Here is a 19,063-nt window from a genome sequence, read left to right on the forward strand (position 1 = left end):
AGCCGGCATAGCTCAGTTGGTAGAGCAACTGACTTGTAATCAGTAGGTCCCGAGTTCGACTCTTGGTGCCGGCACCATCTATAAAAAGATAGACACAAAAAAACCACTTAATTGAGTGGTTTTTTTGTGTCTATCTTTTTATATTTGTAGTTATTCCGCACAGTGAGTCAGTCGATATTAATGACTCACTGTGCGGAATAACTATACAAAATTGGAAGCAAGAATTATGAAAAGGTTAAATTGAATAACGATACTTCATCGGTCGTTCTCAGTAAAAAAACTATACCGCTTCTTCGTTTTCTTCTCCTGTGCGAATGCGGATCACTCGCTCAATATCCGTCACAAAGATTTTTCCATCGCCAATTTTACCCGTCCTTGCTGTATCCACTATCACTTCTAAAGCTTGCTCAAGCTGTTCATCTTGAATAACCAGTTCAATTTTAACTTTAGGAAGAAAATCAACCATATATTCAGCACCACGATAAAGCTCAGTATGACCTTTTTGTCGACCAAAGCCTTTAACTTCAAGCACCGTCATTCCCGTTATTCCGATATCTGCAAGGGATTCGCGCACATCATCTAATTTAAACGGTTTAATAATGGCTTCGACTTTTTTCATCAAACACTCCTGTCATCTTGCTAAATAAGGAAATCATTCTCTCTTAAGCTTAACACGATGACTGTTAACACTAAAGCCTCTTGTACTTTGAAAATAGAGATGTTTATTCTTCACCCTTCACACAAAAAACACAAAAAATTATTTTATATCATAGGATTACATTAAAAAAATTTTACACAATGTCCTGTTATTACCCCCTTTCACTCAATGTTTGAGCATATTGTCTATACTTAAATGTGTATCAGACTATCGCTACACCCTAAGGGTCACTTCAACTTATGAACATGAGAAATGGTTTTACCCTTATTGAAATAATGACGGTGTTAATTGTTGCTATTACACTCATTATTGTGGCCGTTCCCTCTTTAACGGCTATTTACCATCATTTAAGGGCGGACTCAAGTATTCGGCATATTATGCAAAGTTTACAACTGGCCCGTAATCAAGCCATGAATTATAAAAAAACGGTCACTGTATGCCCCTTAGAAGAGAATGTTTGTTCTTCGAAATGGCATCAAGGAGTGGATGTTTTTTTTGATAGCGATGAATCTAATAAAGTCGATGGTGATGATCAGATTATTTATACCACAGGTAAGTTTAACGATGCCGACTTTGTCACATTTAACCGCACCTCTATTCGCTTTCAAAATAATGGCATGGCATCAGGCACGAATGGCACCTTAAAATATTGTCCAGGAGATCCAAAGAGCAGTTATTCTAAAGCCATTATTATCAGTCAATCTGGACGCGTTAGATTTTCAAACGACACAAACATTACTTGTGATTAGCACTTATCGCACCTTTAACCGTCACGCATTTTACCAACAATCCTCAGGTGTGCGATTTCCTTCAAAAGTCACAGTCATTTCATCGCAGTCAGTATCTCTTAACGCTTGCACTCCTTGAGCCGTTGCGACTAAAGTAAAGCCTGCCGTTCCAGTTGAACTAATGCTATACCATCCTTTATCTGTGATATAAGGGCTAGCATTTACACCTAAATCCGTTAGATCCGTTGTGTATACTTTATTGTCAAAATAAAATTGTTCTTGTAAATGACTCAAGCGAGTTAATGCCGTAATCGCTTCACTTCGAGCTGTCCGCATCATATAATCTGTATACATAGGGTAACCAATAACCGCTAAAATTCCAATTATCATCACGACAATAATTAGCTCAACTAAAGCATACCCACATTGATAGTAGCGCACTTGCATACTCGCCTCTCCTCTCATCCGCTGAGGTTAAATAATACCTATTCATTATCGTTATTCATGTCCATGAACATAAATGCGATTCACCCCAGGTTGCCCGCCGAGACATTGACTATCTTCAGGTGGGCAATCATCAAGAGGATTATTCACTCGCTCCATTTCTTCACCAGCAGCGCCAATACCAATCAAATACATATAACTGTCATCCTCTCCATTAGCAGGAATAACCAACTGAGGGGTGTCAGGCACTCTTTCCCCCATTTCTAAGTATTCATTGGTATAAGCTCGGGTGCCACGGTGTAAATTGAAGCCATATAAACGCCCCATTCCGGATATTAAACATTGATCGGTTTCACTTAAGTCACCAGGAACATAAGAGGTAAAGAATACCGTTCCTTCCACAATAGTTGCTGCAGCAAGGCTTTTTTCTCCTTCATCAGCAAAATGATAATACCAACCCCGCTTTAATCCAAAAGCCACATACTCAGATTGACTAATGGGTGGACTTGAGGTCACATCGTAAAGATCCTCAAGGGTAAGTGGCTCTGGAATATCATCATCTAGAAAAGAGCGAGTGACAACATGGCGATCTTGCAGTGTAAAAAACTTATCATTTCTAGATAAATCAGAAGGCTGTGGTCTATGCCCGGAGCCTAAAACAACCGCATCATAGGGTACATTTTGATAAGTAACTGTTGTTGTCGTTTCACCACCGCTATCCGTTGTCACTTCAGATATATTCGTAAAAACAGTTTGCACAGCAACAGGCTCAGCATAAAAACGTCTATCATTACTGAGTCCATTTTCCGTTAACTTAGCAAACTTAAATGCCGTCCAAGGCTGCTCACTATCAAAAGGATCACTTGTGGGTAAGTCCATTCGCCAAATATTCCCACCCGTATCTGATGCATAAATTCTGTCGGTTAACTGATCGCCATTTGCATCAATTACCGCTACCGAATTAGGCACACTATCAACAAGTGTGGGAATACTTGTGACTTTGCTGCCAGTCATGCGTCCAAATCCATGAACCAGCTCACCTGTTTTAGCATCAACAATATAAACCCCCCTTCCTTGGGAGTCTGGTGTACCTTGCTCCACGCCATCCTTAGTGGAAGGTGAATAACCCGCGCCAAAAATGAGGACGGGGGCTTTCCCCTCACTTTCAGACTCCACGCCTGATGTTGGAATAAAAGTGATAACAGGTTGAGACCAAGTTTGTCCAAGTTCCGCCATCCCCACTGAGTCGGAGCTAATTTTCCACATCATTTTAGGAGAATCGGGTTCGGTAATATCTAAGGCATAATAAGATTTGCCTCCACGGCGCATACCAAAAAAGACCCAAGCTTTTTCAACACCTTCACCACCTGTTTCAATATAAGCAACAGGAGGACTATCTAACCCATATACTGAATGTACACCTGTTGGGACATTCACTTTCAAATCCACTAAATTAGGCAGCAGTTCATAGGGCATAAAAGCCCAAGATTCAAATACATTGTCCCCAGTATCTTTAAACATGTGCATTACCCCATGATTCGTTCCCACAAGAATACGTAAATCGGGCTCTGCTGGTGTACCGAAATTAATGGCTAAGGGTTTTGAATGTAAGGGATCGCCGAAAATATCCAGCCTGTTATCTGAGGTGCTTCCATCATTATCATCATCATCAACATCTTGACCCTTTGCCCAATTGAACAAGGACTCCAATTGGCTAATAGCCACCCCCATAAAACTGGCTAAGTCATCCTCACTGCCCGCTCGAACTGTCGCATTATTTCTTGAAAAAGCGCTTAACGCTCCTGAAGCGCCAAAGTCACCGTATAAGGTACGACTCGAGTTATTCATTAAATGCTCGCTCACGCCACCGATACGCACATCATTACCATCTCCGCCTCCACTGGCTGCACTGCATGTACTTTCAGATGTCCAATAAGAACAAGCTGATGACTGCAAATTACCATCTGAGCCTATTGCCAAAACGTCATTTTTATCAACAATGTCACCGGTACCTGTCACCTTAAACTTTTTCAGATTACCTCGCCATCTAGGGCCTTTATTGGGCAAAAACATCGCATAATAAACAGAGTCAAAAGTTTGGGTTCGATCGAAGTTATTACTGGCAATAGACGGCGAAGTAAAACTGGCATTAACTTCAAGTATTTGGGAAAAAATTTGCTGCAAAGCCGCTTGTAGCTGGGAGGCATCATTAGCCGCAAAATATAAACCGCCGCCATAATCCGCTGCCGCTTGTAAAATCGGTGCCGCATCGGCCGCCCCTTCACTAAAACCTATTGTAAAAGTCGTCACGTATTGATCGCCCGCAAGGCTGGTATTGACATCTTCACGATTTAATATACCGGCTAAAGCCGGTAGATAACTCGTAGAAGTGCAGCGGCGGTAACCACAATCATAGGTATAGGAAATCCGTTCAGATGCCCTATAGCCAGGTAAGTCATCAATATAGCTATTGGCATGAGTATCACTGGTTGGCTCCCCGTCCGTGATATAGACAACATAAGCTCGATTTGCGCACTGACTAACATCAAAGGGAGAAATATAACGACCATCAAGCTCTATGCTGGTGTCTCGATAAGGTGTCGAGGTGTTATCATTATCACCGTAAAAAACAGATAGCCCTGCAAAATAGCGATACACTTCAAACAAGGTTTCACACAAAGGGGTACTGCCGTCATCCTCTAAATTATTAACGGTACTGATTAATGCTTGTTTAGCGCTTGCATCGAGTCGCTTAATACCTGAGACAATTCGTCCTCCATGCCTTGAACTATTATTTTGATTAAAAACGGTTAAACCAAAATCCACACTGGGGGTTGTCACTATGGTATCTTCAATAACCCGTTTTGCGATATCCATTCTGGTTGATGACAAGGTCTCTTTTTCACTGTGATACCAAGTCACATAACGCTCGGTATAAAAGGTGACTGACTTTCCAATGCCTAAATTGGTCAGCTTAGCTTTACTAAGTGCGCTAGCAATATCAGTTTCAGAGGAACCTGAATTAACATCAGTATATGGCATTCTCTCATCAGGAGAGCCTAGACTATCAACGGGTAACCCTTGACCCATATCGCTAGCATTGACAAAATTAAGCGCATCGCTGTTTTCAAAATCTTCAAAACAATCTGTGGTATAAATACTACTGTTTAACTCATCGGGTAATTCAGACCAACTGCCACTGTCCCCAACAAAAGTGTACTCACGAATAAACCCCGTAAAAAAACCAAAACCTTCTAAAAAAGAAAACGATGTATGACAACCATTATTTCTCTGTAAGATGACATTGGGACTACTCAATAAAGGAACGGCTCCACCGCCTTTAGCATAATAAAGCTTAGTGGATGAGGTTAACACCTCCCCCCTATCATACGGCGTCTCAGTATCTTCATCATATCCCATACTACCCGATGTATCGAAGACAATGAGTACTTGTGGCCTAACCCCCGAACGTGCTGACGACTCAAATACATACAATTGCGTATCATCAGCCAAAGAAAAATGAGTGAGAGATAAAATTAAATAGACACTCACAATAGAACCAAAAAACAATGGTATTAACCCTTTCGCAGCGATATTCATCATTAATCCGCCAATACTTCTTGTTCTAATCCAGACACTCGCGTCAATTGCGCTAAATTTCCTCGACCGAAGGTAATTTCACTAGACAATTCAATCTTTCGGCATTCTATTCCAGCCGTTGGTCTTGAGCTACGAGCACAAGCAACGTCCCCGTCATACAAAGGAGTTAATGTACTTGTGACATTATAGGCAGCATCAATAATCACTTGAGGATCATCTAAATTAGCCAATGTACTGCCTTCATTGTTCATAACCACAGTGTTCAATGCACCTTGCAGTGCAATATTGGCTTTCACTCTATCTGAGCCTGCTTGTGACATACGCAAAGATTGTGTGGCATTCATCGCGACTGCAACACCAATAACCGTCATGATCAGCAATACAATAAGCGAAAAAAATAATACCATTCCTTGTTGATTTCTCATGATAATTCCTTCCATCACTTCTATATAGATGTCCTAGTCATTTCAATTAGGCTATTATCACCCAACATAAGCAACACAGTCCTAATGGGCCAATATCGGGTTTTCAAGTACTAATGTCGTCATCATGACTTTACGTCTATACCCGTCGTTATTTGGCCCAATATTTTTATCCCCTAACTGATACCGCACGGTATTGGTAAAACTGTTATCTTCAAATAAAGTGCGGATCAGCAAGAATATTCTCAATGCGACAGCGCCTTGATCCCACATTAACTCAGTCACTTGCTCAGCAGGCATAAAACTGTCTGCCGATAAATCACCATCGTTATCAAAACCATATAGCACTCTCATATTTTCAACCCCTTCTACAAGTTGCTGAAGGCTACTTGAGGTTCGCATGCCTCCATTGGTCAAAATACGCCGCATGAGCACTGGCATGCCATTATCTTCTTGAATAAAATAAACATGATGCTGATATTCCCAAAAGCGTGCATTATCCAATGTGGGAGCACTTTGATCGCCAGCAAAAAAAATCACTTCATTTGCCGAAATAGCAGTGTAATAACGGTTATCATCAAAGGAAGTCACATTCGGACCAATAAGCCGTTTCAGCTGTAAAACATCAGTATTGCTTTGTACTTGCGTTAAACAATCGAGTGTGTCGACACTTACCCCATGTTCATAACCCCAGAGCAGTCGAAAATGTGCCGACTCATCCTTAGGAAAGCTGGCATTATTCACCCCACTGCCGATACAGTCTTGAGCATCTGAAAGAGCTGGCGCATTATTTCGTGTATTAATGCCCAGTACGAAGCCTTCCCCTGTAAACTCGGCCATGAAGCCTTGCATCTGTAAATCCCGCTCAATAAAATCAAGGGCAATACGACCATGTTCTTGCAGTTGATTAAAATGACTCGTTGTCGTGACGTTATTGGAGGAAAGCATGAACAGAGTAAAGACCCCCGCAATCAAGAATAAGCCAATCACCATGGCAATCATCAATTCAACAAGTGACAATCCTTTTTGTTTACTCATTCTTTCACCTATTCAAAATATGAAAGTGTTAATCACATAAACCCGCCGCCGACTATGGCTTGTGCCGCAAGATTGAACAAAATCACTATAATGAGTTGCGCTATCTGTTGTACTGTTAACCCCTCTCCACGTCATGGCAATCAATACATCACCATTGGCATTGGCTTGTATACATGCCACTGGGAAGTCTAATCCCCCCACGCGATTATCTCCGACTCGCTCATAGCCCCCTTGCATCAACAATTGCCATTGATAGCGATCCCAAATCAGCGTTTGTGCAGGCGTGCATTGAGGTGAGGCTGAATCAGCCAGATCACAATCCACATCAGGGTAACTTGGTAAGCTGCTGTACACTCCTCCATAAGCGCTTAACTGACTGGTATTAAGTTTAATTCTATTAATCATATCGTTAGCAAGTAAGGAGGCTTGTGTTTGCTGAAAAGACTCAAAACTACTGCGCTTAGCCACTAAATGCAGGTTAAAGATCCCAATCAGTCCGACCACTAAGATAGTAAGTGCGACTAACACTTCAATGAGTGTGCTTCCTTGCTGCTTAATTTCCATCCCTGTCCTTCTAGCGGTCTAAACAGAGGACAATGCCATGATGTCATCAGGGTGATTATAAATAAACATGGCAAACCTAACTTAAGTATCAATACTAAAGTATAGTCGATTGAAAATGGAAGGTTAGCTTTAATGATTAGGGAATAAAAAAGAGGCTAAGCGCCTCTTTTTTATATTATTAAGAAATCACAATTAACGTAATTCTGCTGGTACAGCAAAAACGGTATCTTCCTTGCGTCCCTCAACTTCGGTTATCACACTAGGCGCCATTTCAGCGATCGCATCAATCACCTGCTGTACTAATACTTCCGGCGCTGAAGCGCCTGCAGTAACGGCTACTTTAGTCACATTATTAAACCATTGCGGTTGAACATCATCAGCATTATCAACAAGATAAGAGTTTGTGCCCTTTTTCTGAGCCAACTCTCTTAAGCGATTGGAGTTGGAACTATTTTTCGAACCGACCACAATAAACAAATCCACATCTTCAGCTACATTTCTGACAGCATCTTGACGATTTTGTGTCGCATAACAAATATCATCTTTACGCGGCCCTTCAATAGCGGGAAAACGCTTTTGCAGGGCTTTTATCACATCGGCCGTATCATCCATCGATAATGTCGTTTGCGTTACAAAGCATAAATTATCTGGATTATTAACCTGTAAATTAGCCACATCTTCTGGAGATTCAACTAAATGAACACCACCATTAGGATTATCATATTGTCCCATGGTGCCTTCCACTTCCGGATGACCTGCATGCCCAATTAAAATGCACTCAATGGCCTTACGGCTTGCACGAGTCACCTGTAAATGCACTTTTGTCACTAATGGGCATGTCGCATCAAACACTTTTAAACCACGGTTTTTGGCTTCTTTACGCACGGCTTGCGAGACACCATGAGCACTAAAGATAACAATGCTATCATTTGGAACTTGATGTAATTCTTCAACAAAAACAGCACCACGATCTTTAAGGTTTTGCACAACATAGCGATTATGAACCACTTCATGACGAACATAAATGGGCGGAGAAAACAACTCCAATGCACGTTCAACAATACTGATCGCTCTATCAACGCCAGCGCAAAAACCTCTTGGATTCGCTAGAAGAATATTCATTATTCCAGTACCTGTTCAACTTCGAGTTCAAAGGTCAGTACTTGTCCTGCAAGCGGATGGTTTAAATCCACGGTCACAGAATCACCAATTACCTCCCTCACAATACCAGGGATTTCACTGCCACCAGGACCTGCAAAGCTCACAATCACACCCGGCTCTAATGAAAGATCGGCTGGAAAACGATTTTTATCCATATGATGGATAGCATCAGGATTTGAAAGACCAAACGCATCCTCTGGCTGCAGTGTAAAGCTGTGTTTATCACCTTGTTTAAGATCTTTTATTTCAGACTCAAAAGCAGGGCTTAAACTTTCATCCCCAAGATTAAACCTCACAGGCTTACCCGACGCTTTTGTGCTATCAGCCGTCGAGCCGTCTTCAAGCAAAATATTCATATGACATAAAATAGATGGCATATTTGGCATTTCATTACTCCTTTACATCATCATTGTTTTTTTTGTTTTGTTGGCTCACAAACAATGAATCAAGAATAATCAATCCCGCTCCGACACAAATAGCTGAATCAGCTAAATTAAATGCCGGAAAGTGACTGGTTTTCCAGTATACGTCTAAAAAATCGACCACAAAACCATGTTGTAAGCGATCGATTAAATTGCCCAATGCGCCGCCAATGACTAAGGTATAGGCTAAATTAAGCCGCCAAGCTTTAAAGGACTGCTGTCTTAGCCAGAAACTCAATAATAAGCTAAATCCTACTGCTACAGCAGTAAATAGCCAACGTTGCCACCCACCCGCATCACTCAAAAAACTAAACGCCGCGCCATAATTTCGAACATAAGTGAAATTAAAAAAGGGCAATAGCTGTATTGAATCATACAGGGCAAAATTGGATAACACCCATTGCTTTGACAATTGATCAGCCAGCAAGACTAATGCAACAACCCAGTACCAACGTAACCCACTTTCTTTCCAAGTCGACGGCATAACGCGTTCCTTTATTTATGCAAATTGACGAGTTTCACCGTCACCTTCAATATTGGTGACACAACGTGTACACAAACTCGGGTGAGATTCAACTTGACCCACATCTTCTCTATGATGCCAACAGCGTTCACACTTAGGTGCTTGTGTTTTATCTAAACCCAATTTCAAACTGCTGAGATCCGTATCAATCGCATTATCAGGTGCATCAGCTAACGGACACAAAGTAGCTTCAGAAGTGAGTAATGCAAAGCGCAGTTCATCACCGATGAGATCCAATGTCTTCAACAATGCAGGCTCAACATATAAAGTCACTTTTGCCTCTAATGCCCCACCGATTTGTTTATCTCGGCGTGCTTGCTCAATCACTTTATTCACTTCGCCACGGACGCTTAATAACTCCTGCCAAAAATCATCACTTAAATCATGCTCTGTTGTGATGGACTTGACACCTTGGAACCATTCCTGAGTAAAGACAAACTGTTCACGTTCACCTGGCAATAATTGCCAAATTTCATCGGCAGTGAAACTTAAGATTGGCGCGATCCAACGTACCATGGCTTCACAGATCAAATACAAAGCCGACTGACAGCTACGGCGTGCATGGCTATCTTGCTTCGCGGTATATTGCCTGTCTTTAATGATATCAAGGTAAAAGCTGCCTAATTCTACAGAACAAAACTGCATAAGTTTTTGAGTAACAACATGGAAGTTATATTGCTCATAGGCTTCTAATAGCTCTTCTTGCAAAACAGCTGCACGGCGAACTACCCAGCGATCTAATGCAACCATGTCTTCAATCGCAACATTATCGGTGACAGGATTAAAGCCATTTATATTAGCAAGTAAGAAACGAGCCGTGTTTCGAATACGACGATAAGCATCTGCACTGCGCTTTAAGATTTCATCAGACACGGTCATTTCACCGCTGTAATCTGTTGCTGCAACCCATAAACGTAAAATATCAGCCCCAAGCTTATTGGTCACATGTTGTGGTGAGATAACATTACCAATAGACTTGGACATCTTACGGCCTTTACCATCGACGGTAAAACCATGGGTTAATACTTGCTTGTAAGGCGCTTTTCCATTCATGGCCGTTGAAATCATCAATGATGACATAAACCAGCCACGGTGCTGATCAGACCCTTCTAAATATAAATCAATATCATGGCCATTAAACTCTGGACGAGATGCAACAACCGATGAGAAGGTTGAACCTGAATCATACCAAACATCTAACGTATCAGTGACTTTACGATATTGATCCGCTTCATCACCTAAGAGTTCTTTAGCGTCTAAATCCCACCAAGCTTGAATACCTTCTTGTTCAATACGGTTCGCCACGCGCGCCATTAAAGACACACTATCAGGGTGCAGTTCTTCTGTTTCCCGATGGACAAACAAAGTGATCGGCACGCCCCAAGTGCGTTGACGAGAAATACACCAGTCAGGTCGATTTTCAACCATTTTTTCAATGCGACTTTGACCCCAGTCAGGGATCCATTGTGTTTGTTCTATTTCACTCAACGACTGCTTTCTTAAGCCATTGTTATCCATAGAAATAAACCACTGCGGTGTGGCTCTAAAAATAATGGGTGTTTTATGACGCCAGCAATGTGGGTAGCTATGAGAAATATCAACATGATTCAATAAAGCCTGTTTTTCAGCTAAAAGCGCAATCACATTTTTATTGGCTTTAAAGACATGCTGGCCTGCAAAAATTTCGGTATCGGCTTTATACACTCCATTATCACCAACAGGATTAGCCACTTCAAGACCATACTGTTGACCCACAACAAAGTCATCCTGACCGTGCCCTGGTGCGGTGTGCACGACACCTGTCCCAGACTCAACGGTCACATGTTCGCCTAAAATAACGGGCACATCAAAATCATAAAATGGGTGATTAAATCTCAATAACTCCAGTTCATGCCCTTTAACTTGACCTAAAACAGTATGTGAGTCTGCACCATAACGCTCAACACACGACGCCGCTAATTCTTCAGCTAAGACTAAGGCTTGCTTCTCACCTTCTTTGACCATTTCAACTAATACATAGTCAACATTCGCCGCTACCGACAAAGCGCGGTTTGCAGGTAAAGTCCATGGTGTTGTGGTCCAAATCACCATCGCAATGTTTGCGCTATATTCCGTTAAGCCAAATTTAGCTAATAATCCTGCTTTATCGGCCACAGAAAAAGCAACATCAATTGCCGGTGACATTTTATCTTCGTATTCAACTTCAGCTTCAGCCAATGCCGAACCGCAATCGGTACACCAATGCACAGGTTTTACACCTTTGTGTAAATGGCCGCTATCGATCACTTTCGATAATGAACGAACAATATTCGCTTCTGTGCTGTAATCCATCGTTAAATACGGATTTTGCCAATCAGCAAACACACCTAAGCGAATAAAATCGTCACGTTGTCCATCGACTTGTTTGGCGGCATATTCACGACATTTTTGACGAAAGTCACTGGCACTGATTTTATGACCAGGCTTACCCACTTTCTGCTCAACTTTGAGCTCAATAGGCAGACCATGGCAATCCCAGCCAGGAATATATGGTGCATCAAAACCTGATAACGTCTTAGATTTAATGATAATATCTTTTAAGATTTTATTAACTGAATGCCCAATGTGGATATCGCCATTCGCGTAGGGAGGGCCATCATGCAAAATAAAAGGTTTACAGCCAACACGACTATCACGGATCTGTTGATACAGTCCATTTTCGGTCCAGGATTTCAACATTTCTGGCTCACGATTAGCCAAATTACCACGCATCGGAAAATCAGTTTCCGGCAAATTCAAAGTAGATTTATAGTCGCTCATTGATCCTACACCGTATTATTTGACTAAGGTTATTAGCCAGCATCACTGCCAAGCAAAGCTCTTGCTTTGTCAGCATCATTTTTAATTTGTTTTTTCAGCGCATCTAACGATCTAAATGGCTGTTCATCTCTGATTTTGGCCACGAGTTCCACCTTAACGGCTTTACCATAGAGATCACCTGAGAAATCAAATAAGTGAACTTCTAATTGGCACTTCTGTCCCTTAATTGTTGGCCTAAATCCAACATTAGCAACCCCTTCATAAACGTCACTTCCAGACCAATAAAACTTGACTGCAAAAACGCCTTTTACTGGGCTGACTTTTCGCTTTAACGCAATATTGGCCGTTGGAAAGCCCAGTGTGCGTCCAATTTTATCACCATGAAACACTTTACCACTGAGTACAAAAGGATGGCCTAATAGGCGTCTTGCCTGCTCTAAATTCCCTTTACTCAATACATCTCTAATTTCTGTTGAGCTCACTCGCTTATCAGCCAACATAAAACTTTGGGTACTCACCACCGCAAAGCCATTGGCTTCGCCTGCTTGCTTTAACATCGAAAAGTTACCTTTTCTTTGTCTGCCAAAGCAAAAGTCATCACCCACTACGAGGTATTTCACTCCCAGTTTATTGACGAGCAAATCATCAATGAATTCACGAGCAGATAATGTGGCAAACTGTGCATTAAAATTCACACATAAAAGCCTATCTATGCCTAATTCATCGAGTAAAGCCAACTTATCACGCAATGAACTCAATCTAGCAGGGGCATTTTCACCATTAAATAGCTCTTGTGGCTGAGGCTCAAACGTCATCAACGTTGCAGGTAAGCCAAGATACCTTGCTTTCTTGACAAGTTGTGCAATCACTTCAGCATGACCACGATGAACACCATCAAAATTTCCTATGGTGAGCACACAAGCATGATGCACTGGTAAAATATTATGGATCCCGCGAATTAATTCCATTCTTAATATGATAAGCCTATCTAAATGGGCGGATTATATACTATAGCCAAACGACTTGGAAATGCTGAATGCCGCCAAGATTCGAACATTTCCCCTAATCGCTACTTTTGCTGCTGTCTCATTCTCTGAAACAAATAGCATGAACGCTATTTATCAGATAAAAAACTAGTTAGCCGTTTTTAATTTCCAAGGGCGGATCCCCAATATCAGTAAACACACTAAATAACTCACGACCCCAGCAGCAATTAACTCAACCAACATTAAACCTCGCTGATGTAAAGACCAATTCAGCCACACATGTTGACTTGGGTCTAATTGAAATAGCACCCCTCCCATAATGGAAGCTGATAACAATACTTTGATAAAAAATATAACAGTTGAACGGCTAATTTTATAGACCTGTTGCTGATATAAACCCCGATATAACAAACTCGCGTTTAACAGTGCCGATAAAGATGTCGCTAACGCAAGACCAACATAGCCAAAAGGATAAGCAAATAATAAATTTAATCCAATATTACTGATCATGGCAATAATGCCATAACGAACAGGTGTGCGGGTATCTTGTCTTGAATAATAGCCTGGCGCTAACACTTTTATTAACATAAAACTGAGTAAGCCACTCCCGTAGGCCATGAGGCTATAAGAGGCCATTTCAACATCTTCAAAACTAAATGCACCTCGCATAAACAACACCATTAACATAGGTTTAGCAAGTAAGATCAAACCAAACATTGCAGGTAAGCCTAAGAGTAATATCGCTTTAATCCCCCATTCCATGGTGTGAGTAAACCCTTTACCTTCATCGTTGACATGTTTTTTTGATAAGGCAGGTAAAATCACCGTCGCAATTGCAATACCAAATAAACCCAAGGGGAATTCCAGTAATCGATCTGAATAATAGAGCCAACTGATGGACCCCGTGATTAAAAAGCTCGCAATAAACGTATCAAACAATAAATTGATTTGCGATACCGATACACCAAACAGGGCTGGCAGCATCAAAGTTCTAATTTTCACTACCCCAGGATGATGCCAACCCCACGAAGGCTTTACCCATGCCCCTTCTCTCAATAAAAAAGGTATTTGAAATAAAAATTGAACCACACCACCAAAGAAGACTCCCCAAGCCAAACCTATTTCAGGCTTATCCAAATGTGGGGCGAAATACAAAGCCGCAATAATGATTGCAATATTTAAAAAAACAGGTGTAAATGCCGATACCGCAAAACGGCCTCTCGTATTGAGTATTGACCCAGAAAGCGCAGTAAAGGTAATAAACCATAAATATGGAAACGTAATTTTTAACATTAATGAGGCCAGTTCGAATTTTGCCCCATCAGGCTCATTGTTGAGCCAAGCATAAAACCAACCTCCACCAAATAACGCAGCCAAAATAGGCGATGCTAATACTCCGACTAACGTCACTAACGTCACTAATCCCCCCAAGGTTCCAGCGACTTTTGCCAGCAGCTCTTTAATTTCTTCCGAGGTATTTTTCTCTTGATACTGCGTTAATACTGGGACAAAAGCCTGGGCAAAGGCCCCTTCAGCAAATAATCGACGTAAAAAGTTAGGTATTTTATTCGCAAAGAAAAAAACATCTGCGCTACTACCCGCACCCATCAAGTTAGCAATAACAACATCCCTAACTAAACCCAAAACTCTAGAGATCAATGTCATAGAACTGACAATCATACCCGATCTAATTAATTTTCTGCTCAAACAATCCCCCTAAAGTTAGCAAAAACACGACAACATCACATAAATAGTCGAGCTTACCTCTGTTGCCTGACAGCAATAGCTGCTAGAATTGCGCACCATATTACACGAGTTAGGCCGAAGATAGCCAAAGTCGATTGGATTATTTTGTGTTTACCGCACTGATTCAATCTTTGTCATTGACAAAATGACAAAAACAAGGCATATTCCTCGACCTTAAAAATATCAAACCCAGTTTTAGGAGTTGCACCTTGGCTAATAGCAAGTCTGCAAAGAAGCGCGCGCTTCAGTCTGAAAAGCGTCGTAAGCATAATGCTAGCCGTCGCTCTATGTTACGTTCATACGTAAAAAAAGTTATCGCTGCAATTAATACCGGCGATCACAAAGCGGCTACAGAAGCATTTGTTGCGGCACAACCAATCGTTGACCGTTTAGCGACAAAAGGCCTTATTCATAAGAATAAAGCTGCACGTCATAAAGCACGTCTGAATGCCAAAATCAAAGCACTAGCTGCTTAATTTTCGCTTCAAACGATGTAAAAAAAACCGGCTTATGCCGGTTTTTTAATGTCATTTTCAACGTCCATGCTATAGATGTGCCGAAATGGTTAAATCAAAAGTTCTTTCATTATTAACACGTCAATATCGCTAGCGATTCACTCTTTCTATTGCGCCTAAATGTAGCCCTTCTAACTTATATTGCGTTAAATACGCTTAAGCAGCCGTGCATGTCTCTTGTGCATAAATTGTATTTAATACTTGGATGATCTCACTCACTTCTTCACTATTCAGTGAATAATATACCGTTTGTGCTACTTTACGAGTTGTCACTAAGTTATCTTTGCGAAGCCATGCCAAATGCTGAGACAGTGCCGATTGGCTTAATCCCAACTTTTTATTCATGTCACTAACACACATTTCACCCTCATTGAGCAAATAGCATAAAATAAACAGACGACTTTCATTCGCTAACGCTTTTAACAATACAACAGCATTATCTGCTCTTTGTTGCATTAATTTAATATTCATGACTAGCACATTCTCCTAAAACAAACATTAACCCTTAATATAACCTGAATGTAAAAATATAGTCGCGACACAACGCACACTTTTTGCTAAATTGTTCAAAAAATGGATGTGAACAATAAAAATATAAAGGGCTTTTATGAATAAGTTGCACAGAAAACTATGCATTTCATTAATTTTATTAGTGTTAATGGGCTGCCATAGCCATTCCTCACAAACAATCAATAACGAAAAAAATGCAACAAAAATAAAACAAATGGCATTTAACTCCAATTTAGCTTATGAATTAGTCGAGTCACTAACCGTTGAAGTGGGCCCCAGACTCTCTGGCAGCCATAAAGACTTACTCGCTGTTAAATGGGCCGAAACGACGCTCAATGCATTAGGGTTTGATAAAGTCTATAAAGAAGCTGTGCAAGTCCCCGTTTGGCATAGAGGCACGGCAAAAGCTGACATTATCGCCCCATTTCAACAACCACTTGTGATTACCGCATTGGGCGGCAGCATAGGTACACCTAAATCTGGTATAAAGGCAGAGATTATTCGCTTTAATAGCTTAAATGCTTTAAAGGCTGCTACTTCAGCGCAGGTGCAAGACAAAATTGTCTTTATCGATCATAAGACACGAAAAACCATGACGGGAGCAGGTTACGGTGAAACAGTATCAGGCCGCTCACAAGGTGCTATTATAGCTGCTAAAAAAGGAGCCATAGCCATACTCATTCGCTCCATTGGTACTGATAGCGATCGTATGGCGCATACCGGTCTAATGAAATATAGCGAAGATGTTGTAAAAATTCCGGCTGCAGCCATGTCCAACCCCGATGCCGACTTACTCAATGCCATGCTCAAACGTTCACCTAATATTACTCTTAGTCTCAATATGACTTCCTCAAGACAAGGCTTTGCACAATCGTATAATGTTATTGCTGAAGTCACTGGAGCAACAAAGCCTCAAGAGATAGTGCTGATTAGTGCTCACTTAGACTCATGGGATGAAGGCACTGGCGCCCTTGATGATGGGGCGGGAGTCGCGATTGTTACCGCGGCGGCAAAACTCATTCAAGATCTTCCAAATAAACCAGATAGAACAATTAGAGTTGTCCTATTTGCTGCTGAAGAGGTGGGCCTTATCGGGGCTAAAGCTTACCTAAAAGCACATGAAAAGGAACTTAATCAGCATTATATTGCAGCCGAATCCGATTTTGGCGCAGGCTTGATTTATCAACTCGATTTAAATGTTAATCAGCAGGCTTTTCATGAACTCCATCACTCATTATTACCAATGACATCCAATGGTATCACGTTAGGAAATAACCACGCATATGGCGGACCTGATGTCTCTATTTTCCCCAATAAGGGGATCCCCGTGGCTTCGTTAAAACAAAATGGATTTGATTATTTTGATTATCATCACACCCCAAATGACACTCTCGATAAAATCGACCCTAAAAAATTACAGCAAAATGTCGCAGCATATGCGCAATTTGCTTATCTTATGGCTCAATCAAAAAGTCAACTAAGACCCATAGGGCCTGTTGATCTTTGATGATTAAATTATGCTCGAGATAAACGTGTTTTAATCGCGGCGAGAGGTGTTAAGCCTAGTTAACCTGAACTCAGGTTAAGCAGCGCCGTTAAATATCGCTATTTTGGCCCCTATCTGTGTTGTGCTTTCTACTAATAGCGAGCTATTAGGCACGAAACCCCGCCTTGATATCGACAAAAATATCGGCATTTAGTAAAAAGTAAAATAAATACAAACAAGCAATAAAATTATGTGATTGATTTTTAATGTATATCTTACACTCATTAACCCGAGCTCAGGTTAGTTATTCTAAGCGAATGCTTCTCAACAAAGGGGGAAAATACATTTAGCTGGATCCTGCCTTATACAAAGAATGAGGGCAGCACTTGTGGCTCCTTTCTACGGCGTTATCGCTTATTGATGGACGACCCCATGGATGGGGAAGGTAGAGCGACGTTTGAAGCCAAGCCGAGAATAACGACCCCATATAAGCTCTACCTTGTATAAAGAAACGACAAACTGCTGCAAAAACACCCACCAAAGTTCAACAGGCCCTAGCCAACAAGTAGCAATAAAACAAAAAACAAAAAACAAAAAAACAGCAATTTGCTGCTTTTTACTCACCCGCTAAAGTTTGTGGTCAATGATGCTGAGCCAATGCAATAAACATTATTGCTCTTCTCTTAAAAAGACAGGGCTTACTGAGGTTGAGTCTTTCTGACTATAGTAATAACCAGCAGTATCAAATCTTATAAGTTCATCTAATGTATTAATATTGTTATCAATAATATAACGCGCCATTAAACCTCTGGCTTTTTTAGCGTAAAAACTTATTACCTTATATTGACCATTTTTGTGATCTTTAAAAACAGGAGTAATGAGCTGCGCTGTTAGTTTTTTTGGCTTAACGGCTTTAAAATACTCATTAGACGCTAAGTTAACCAGTAATTCACTCTTCACTTTCGCTAATGTGGCATTTATTTCATCTGTGATAATCTCACCCCAAAACTGGTATAAATTACTGCCTCTATCATTTTCAAGACGTGTCCCCATCTCTAAACGATAGGCTTTCATTAAATCAAGCGGCCTTAAAAGCCCATACAAACCAGATAGAATAAGTAATTTATCTTGCGCAGCCTTCAAGCCTTGCTCATTGAAAGAGTCAGCATCCAATCCTGTATAGACATCACCTCGAAAAGCAAAAATAGCTTGTTTCGCATTTTCAAGCGTAAAATCGCTATTCCAACTATTGAAACGCGCCACATTCAACCCTGCAATCTTGTCACTCACTTTCATTAAACTAGCAATGTCAGTAGGACTTAACTCACGGCAGATCTGAATCAACTCCTCACTTTCTTTTAATAGTTTTGGATATGAATACTCCTGCGACGTCGTAGGGGTTTCAAAATCCAGTGTTTTCGCGGGAGAAATCAAAATCAACATTAAATTACCTTAGCTATT

The 19,063-nt window shown here is 41.0% G+C and carries 17 protein-coding genes and 1 tRNA gene; 4 read left to right on the forward strand and 14 right to left on the reverse strand.

The window, feature by feature from the left end; genetic code table 11:
- Position 1: 1 nt before the first annotated feature.
- Positions 2–77 (forward strand) — tRNA-Thr (locus Q0976_RS06350).
- A 203-nt stretch (positions 78–280) separates the two neighbouring features.
- Here Q0976_RS06350 and Q0976_RS06355 read toward each other — a convergent pair.
- Positions 281–619 carry a P-II family nitrogen regulator gene (locus tag Q0976_RS06355; protein ID WP_299492183.1) on the reverse strand — a complete coding sequence of 113 codons (339 nt, stop codon included), beginning with the start codon at positions 617–619 and terminating at the stop codon, positions 281–283.
- Positions 620–897: 278 nt separating this feature from the next.
- On the opposite strand from Q0976_RS06355, the gene Q0976_RS06360 reads away from it, so the two are divergent.
- On the forward strand, positions 898–1,407 hold the full coding sequence (locus Q0976_RS06360; protein WP_299492185.1) for a GspH/FimT family pseudopilin: 510 nt from the start codon (positions 898–900) through the stop codon (positions 1,405–1,407).
- 30 nt (positions 1,408–1,437) lie between these two features.
- Here the strand turns inward: Q0976_RS06360 and Q0976_RS06365 are convergent, their stop codons facing one another.
- From Q0976_RS06365 to murJ, 11 genes are all read right to left on the reverse strand, one after another.
- Positions 1,438–1,833 (reverse strand): type IV pilin protein, encoded by a 396-nt coding sequence (locus tag Q0976_RS06365; RefSeq protein ID WP_299492187.1) that lies wholly within the window; start codon positions 1,831–1,833, stop codon positions 1,438–1,440.
- Between the two features lie 51 nt (positions 1,834–1,884).
- Positions 1,885–5,433: a PilC/PilY family type IV pilus protein gene (locus Q0976_RS06370; RefSeq protein ID WP_299492189.1), complete on the reverse strand. Its 3,549-nt coding sequence runs from the start codon at positions 5,431–5,433 to the stop codon at positions 1,885–1,887.
- Positions 5,433–5,855, reverse strand: a complete 423-nt coding sequence (locus Q0976_RS06375; protein ID WP_299492191.1) for a PilX N-terminal domain-containing pilus assembly protein — start codon at positions 5,853–5,855, stop codon at positions 5,433–5,435. The genes Q0976_RS06370 and Q0976_RS06375 overlap by 1 nt, the downstream gene beginning before the upstream one ends.
- Positions 5,856–5,936: 81 nt before the next feature.
- Positions 5,937–6,890: a PilW family protein gene (locus tag Q0976_RS06380; protein WP_299492193.1), complete on the reverse strand. Its 954-nt coding sequence runs from the start codon at positions 6,888–6,890 to the stop codon at positions 5,937–5,939.
- A gap of 12 nt (positions 6,891–6,902) precedes the next feature.
- Positions 6,903–7,454: a type IV pilus modification protein PilV gene (pilV, locus tag Q0976_RS06385; RefSeq protein WP_299492195.1), complete on the reverse strand. Its 552-nt coding sequence runs from the start codon at positions 7,452–7,454 to the stop codon at positions 6,903–6,905.
- Positions 7,455–7,646: 192 nt separating this feature from the next.
- On the reverse strand, positions 7,647–8,576 hold the full coding sequence (gene ispH / locus Q0976_RS06390) for a 4-hydroxy-3-methylbut-2-enyl diphosphate reductase (protein ID WP_299492197.1): 930 nt from the start codon (positions 8,574–8,576) through the stop codon (positions 7,647–7,649).
- Entirely contained in the window at positions 8,576–9,001 is a 426-nt protein-coding gene (fkpB, locus tag Q0976_RS06395; protein WP_299492199.1) for an FKBP-type peptidyl-prolyl cis-trans isomerase, read from the reverse strand. The genes ispH and fkpB overlap by 1 nt, the downstream gene beginning before the upstream one ends.
- 4 nt (positions 9,002–9,005) lie before the next feature.
- The gene (gene lspA, locus Q0976_RS06400) at positions 9,006–9,521 is read right to left on the reverse strand and encodes a signal peptidase II (protein ID WP_299492201.1); all 516 of its coding nucleotides are present in this window, start codon (positions 9,519–9,521) and stop codon (positions 9,006–9,008) included.
- 15 nt (positions 9,522–9,536) lie between these two features.
- On the reverse strand, positions 9,537–12,359 hold the full coding sequence (ileS, locus tag Q0976_RS06405) for an isoleucine--tRNA ligase (RefSeq protein WP_299492202.1): 2,823 nt from the start codon (positions 12,357–12,359) through the stop codon (positions 9,537–9,539).
- Positions 12,360–12,391: 32 nt separating this feature from the next.
- The gene (gene ribF, locus Q0976_RS06410; RefSeq protein ID WP_299492204.1) at positions 12,392–13,327 is read right to left on the reverse strand and encodes a bifunctional riboflavin kinase/FAD synthetase; all 936 of its coding nucleotides are present in this window, start codon (positions 13,325–13,327) and stop codon (positions 12,392–12,394) included.
- 165 nt (positions 13,328–13,492) lie between these two features.
- The gene (gene murJ, locus Q0976_RS06415) at positions 13,493–15,052 is read right to left on the reverse strand and encodes a murein biosynthesis integral membrane protein MurJ (protein WP_299492206.1); all 1,560 of its coding nucleotides are present in this window, start codon (positions 15,050–15,052) and stop codon (positions 13,493–13,495) included.
- Between the two features lie 248 nt (positions 15,053–15,300).
- On the opposite strand from murJ, the gene rpsT reads away from it, so the two are divergent.
- Positions 15,301–15,567, forward strand: coding sequence for a 30S ribosomal protein S20 (gene rpsT / locus Q0976_RS06420; RefSeq protein WP_299492208.1), 267 nt, complete (start codon positions 15,301–15,303; stop codon positions 15,565–15,567).
- Between the two features lie 195 nt (positions 15,568–15,762).
- Here rpsT and Q0976_RS06425 read toward each other — a convergent pair whose 3' ends face one another.
- Positions 15,763–16,077 carry a metalloregulator ArsR/SmtB family transcription factor gene (locus Q0976_RS06425; protein ID WP_298768524.1) on the reverse strand — a complete coding sequence of 105 codons (315 nt, stop codon included), beginning with the start codon at positions 16,075–16,077 and terminating at the stop codon, positions 15,763–15,765.
- Positions 16,078–16,264: 187 nt separating this feature from the next.
- On the opposite strand from Q0976_RS06425, the gene Q0976_RS06430 reads away from it, so the two are divergent.
- Positions 16,265–17,623: a M20/M25/M40 family metallo-hydrolase gene (locus Q0976_RS06430; RefSeq protein ID WP_299492499.1), complete on the forward strand. Its 1,359-nt coding sequence runs from the start codon at positions 16,265–16,267 to the stop codon at positions 17,621–17,623.
- A 648-nt stretch (positions 17,624–18,271) separates the two neighbouring features.
- Here the strand turns inward: Q0976_RS06430 and yaaA are convergent.
- Positions 18,272–19,045 carry a peroxide stress protein YaaA gene (gene yaaA / locus Q0976_RS06435; protein ID WP_299492210.1) on the reverse strand — a complete coding sequence of 258 codons (774 nt, stop codon included), beginning with the start codon at positions 19,043–19,045 and terminating at the stop codon, positions 18,272–18,274.
- Positions 19,046–19,063 lie beyond the last annotated feature (18 nt).

The organism is uncultured Shewanella sp. (assembly GCF_947501665.1).
Lineage (GTDB): Bacteria > Pseudomonadota > Gammaproteobacteria > Enterobacterales > Shewanellaceae > Shewanella.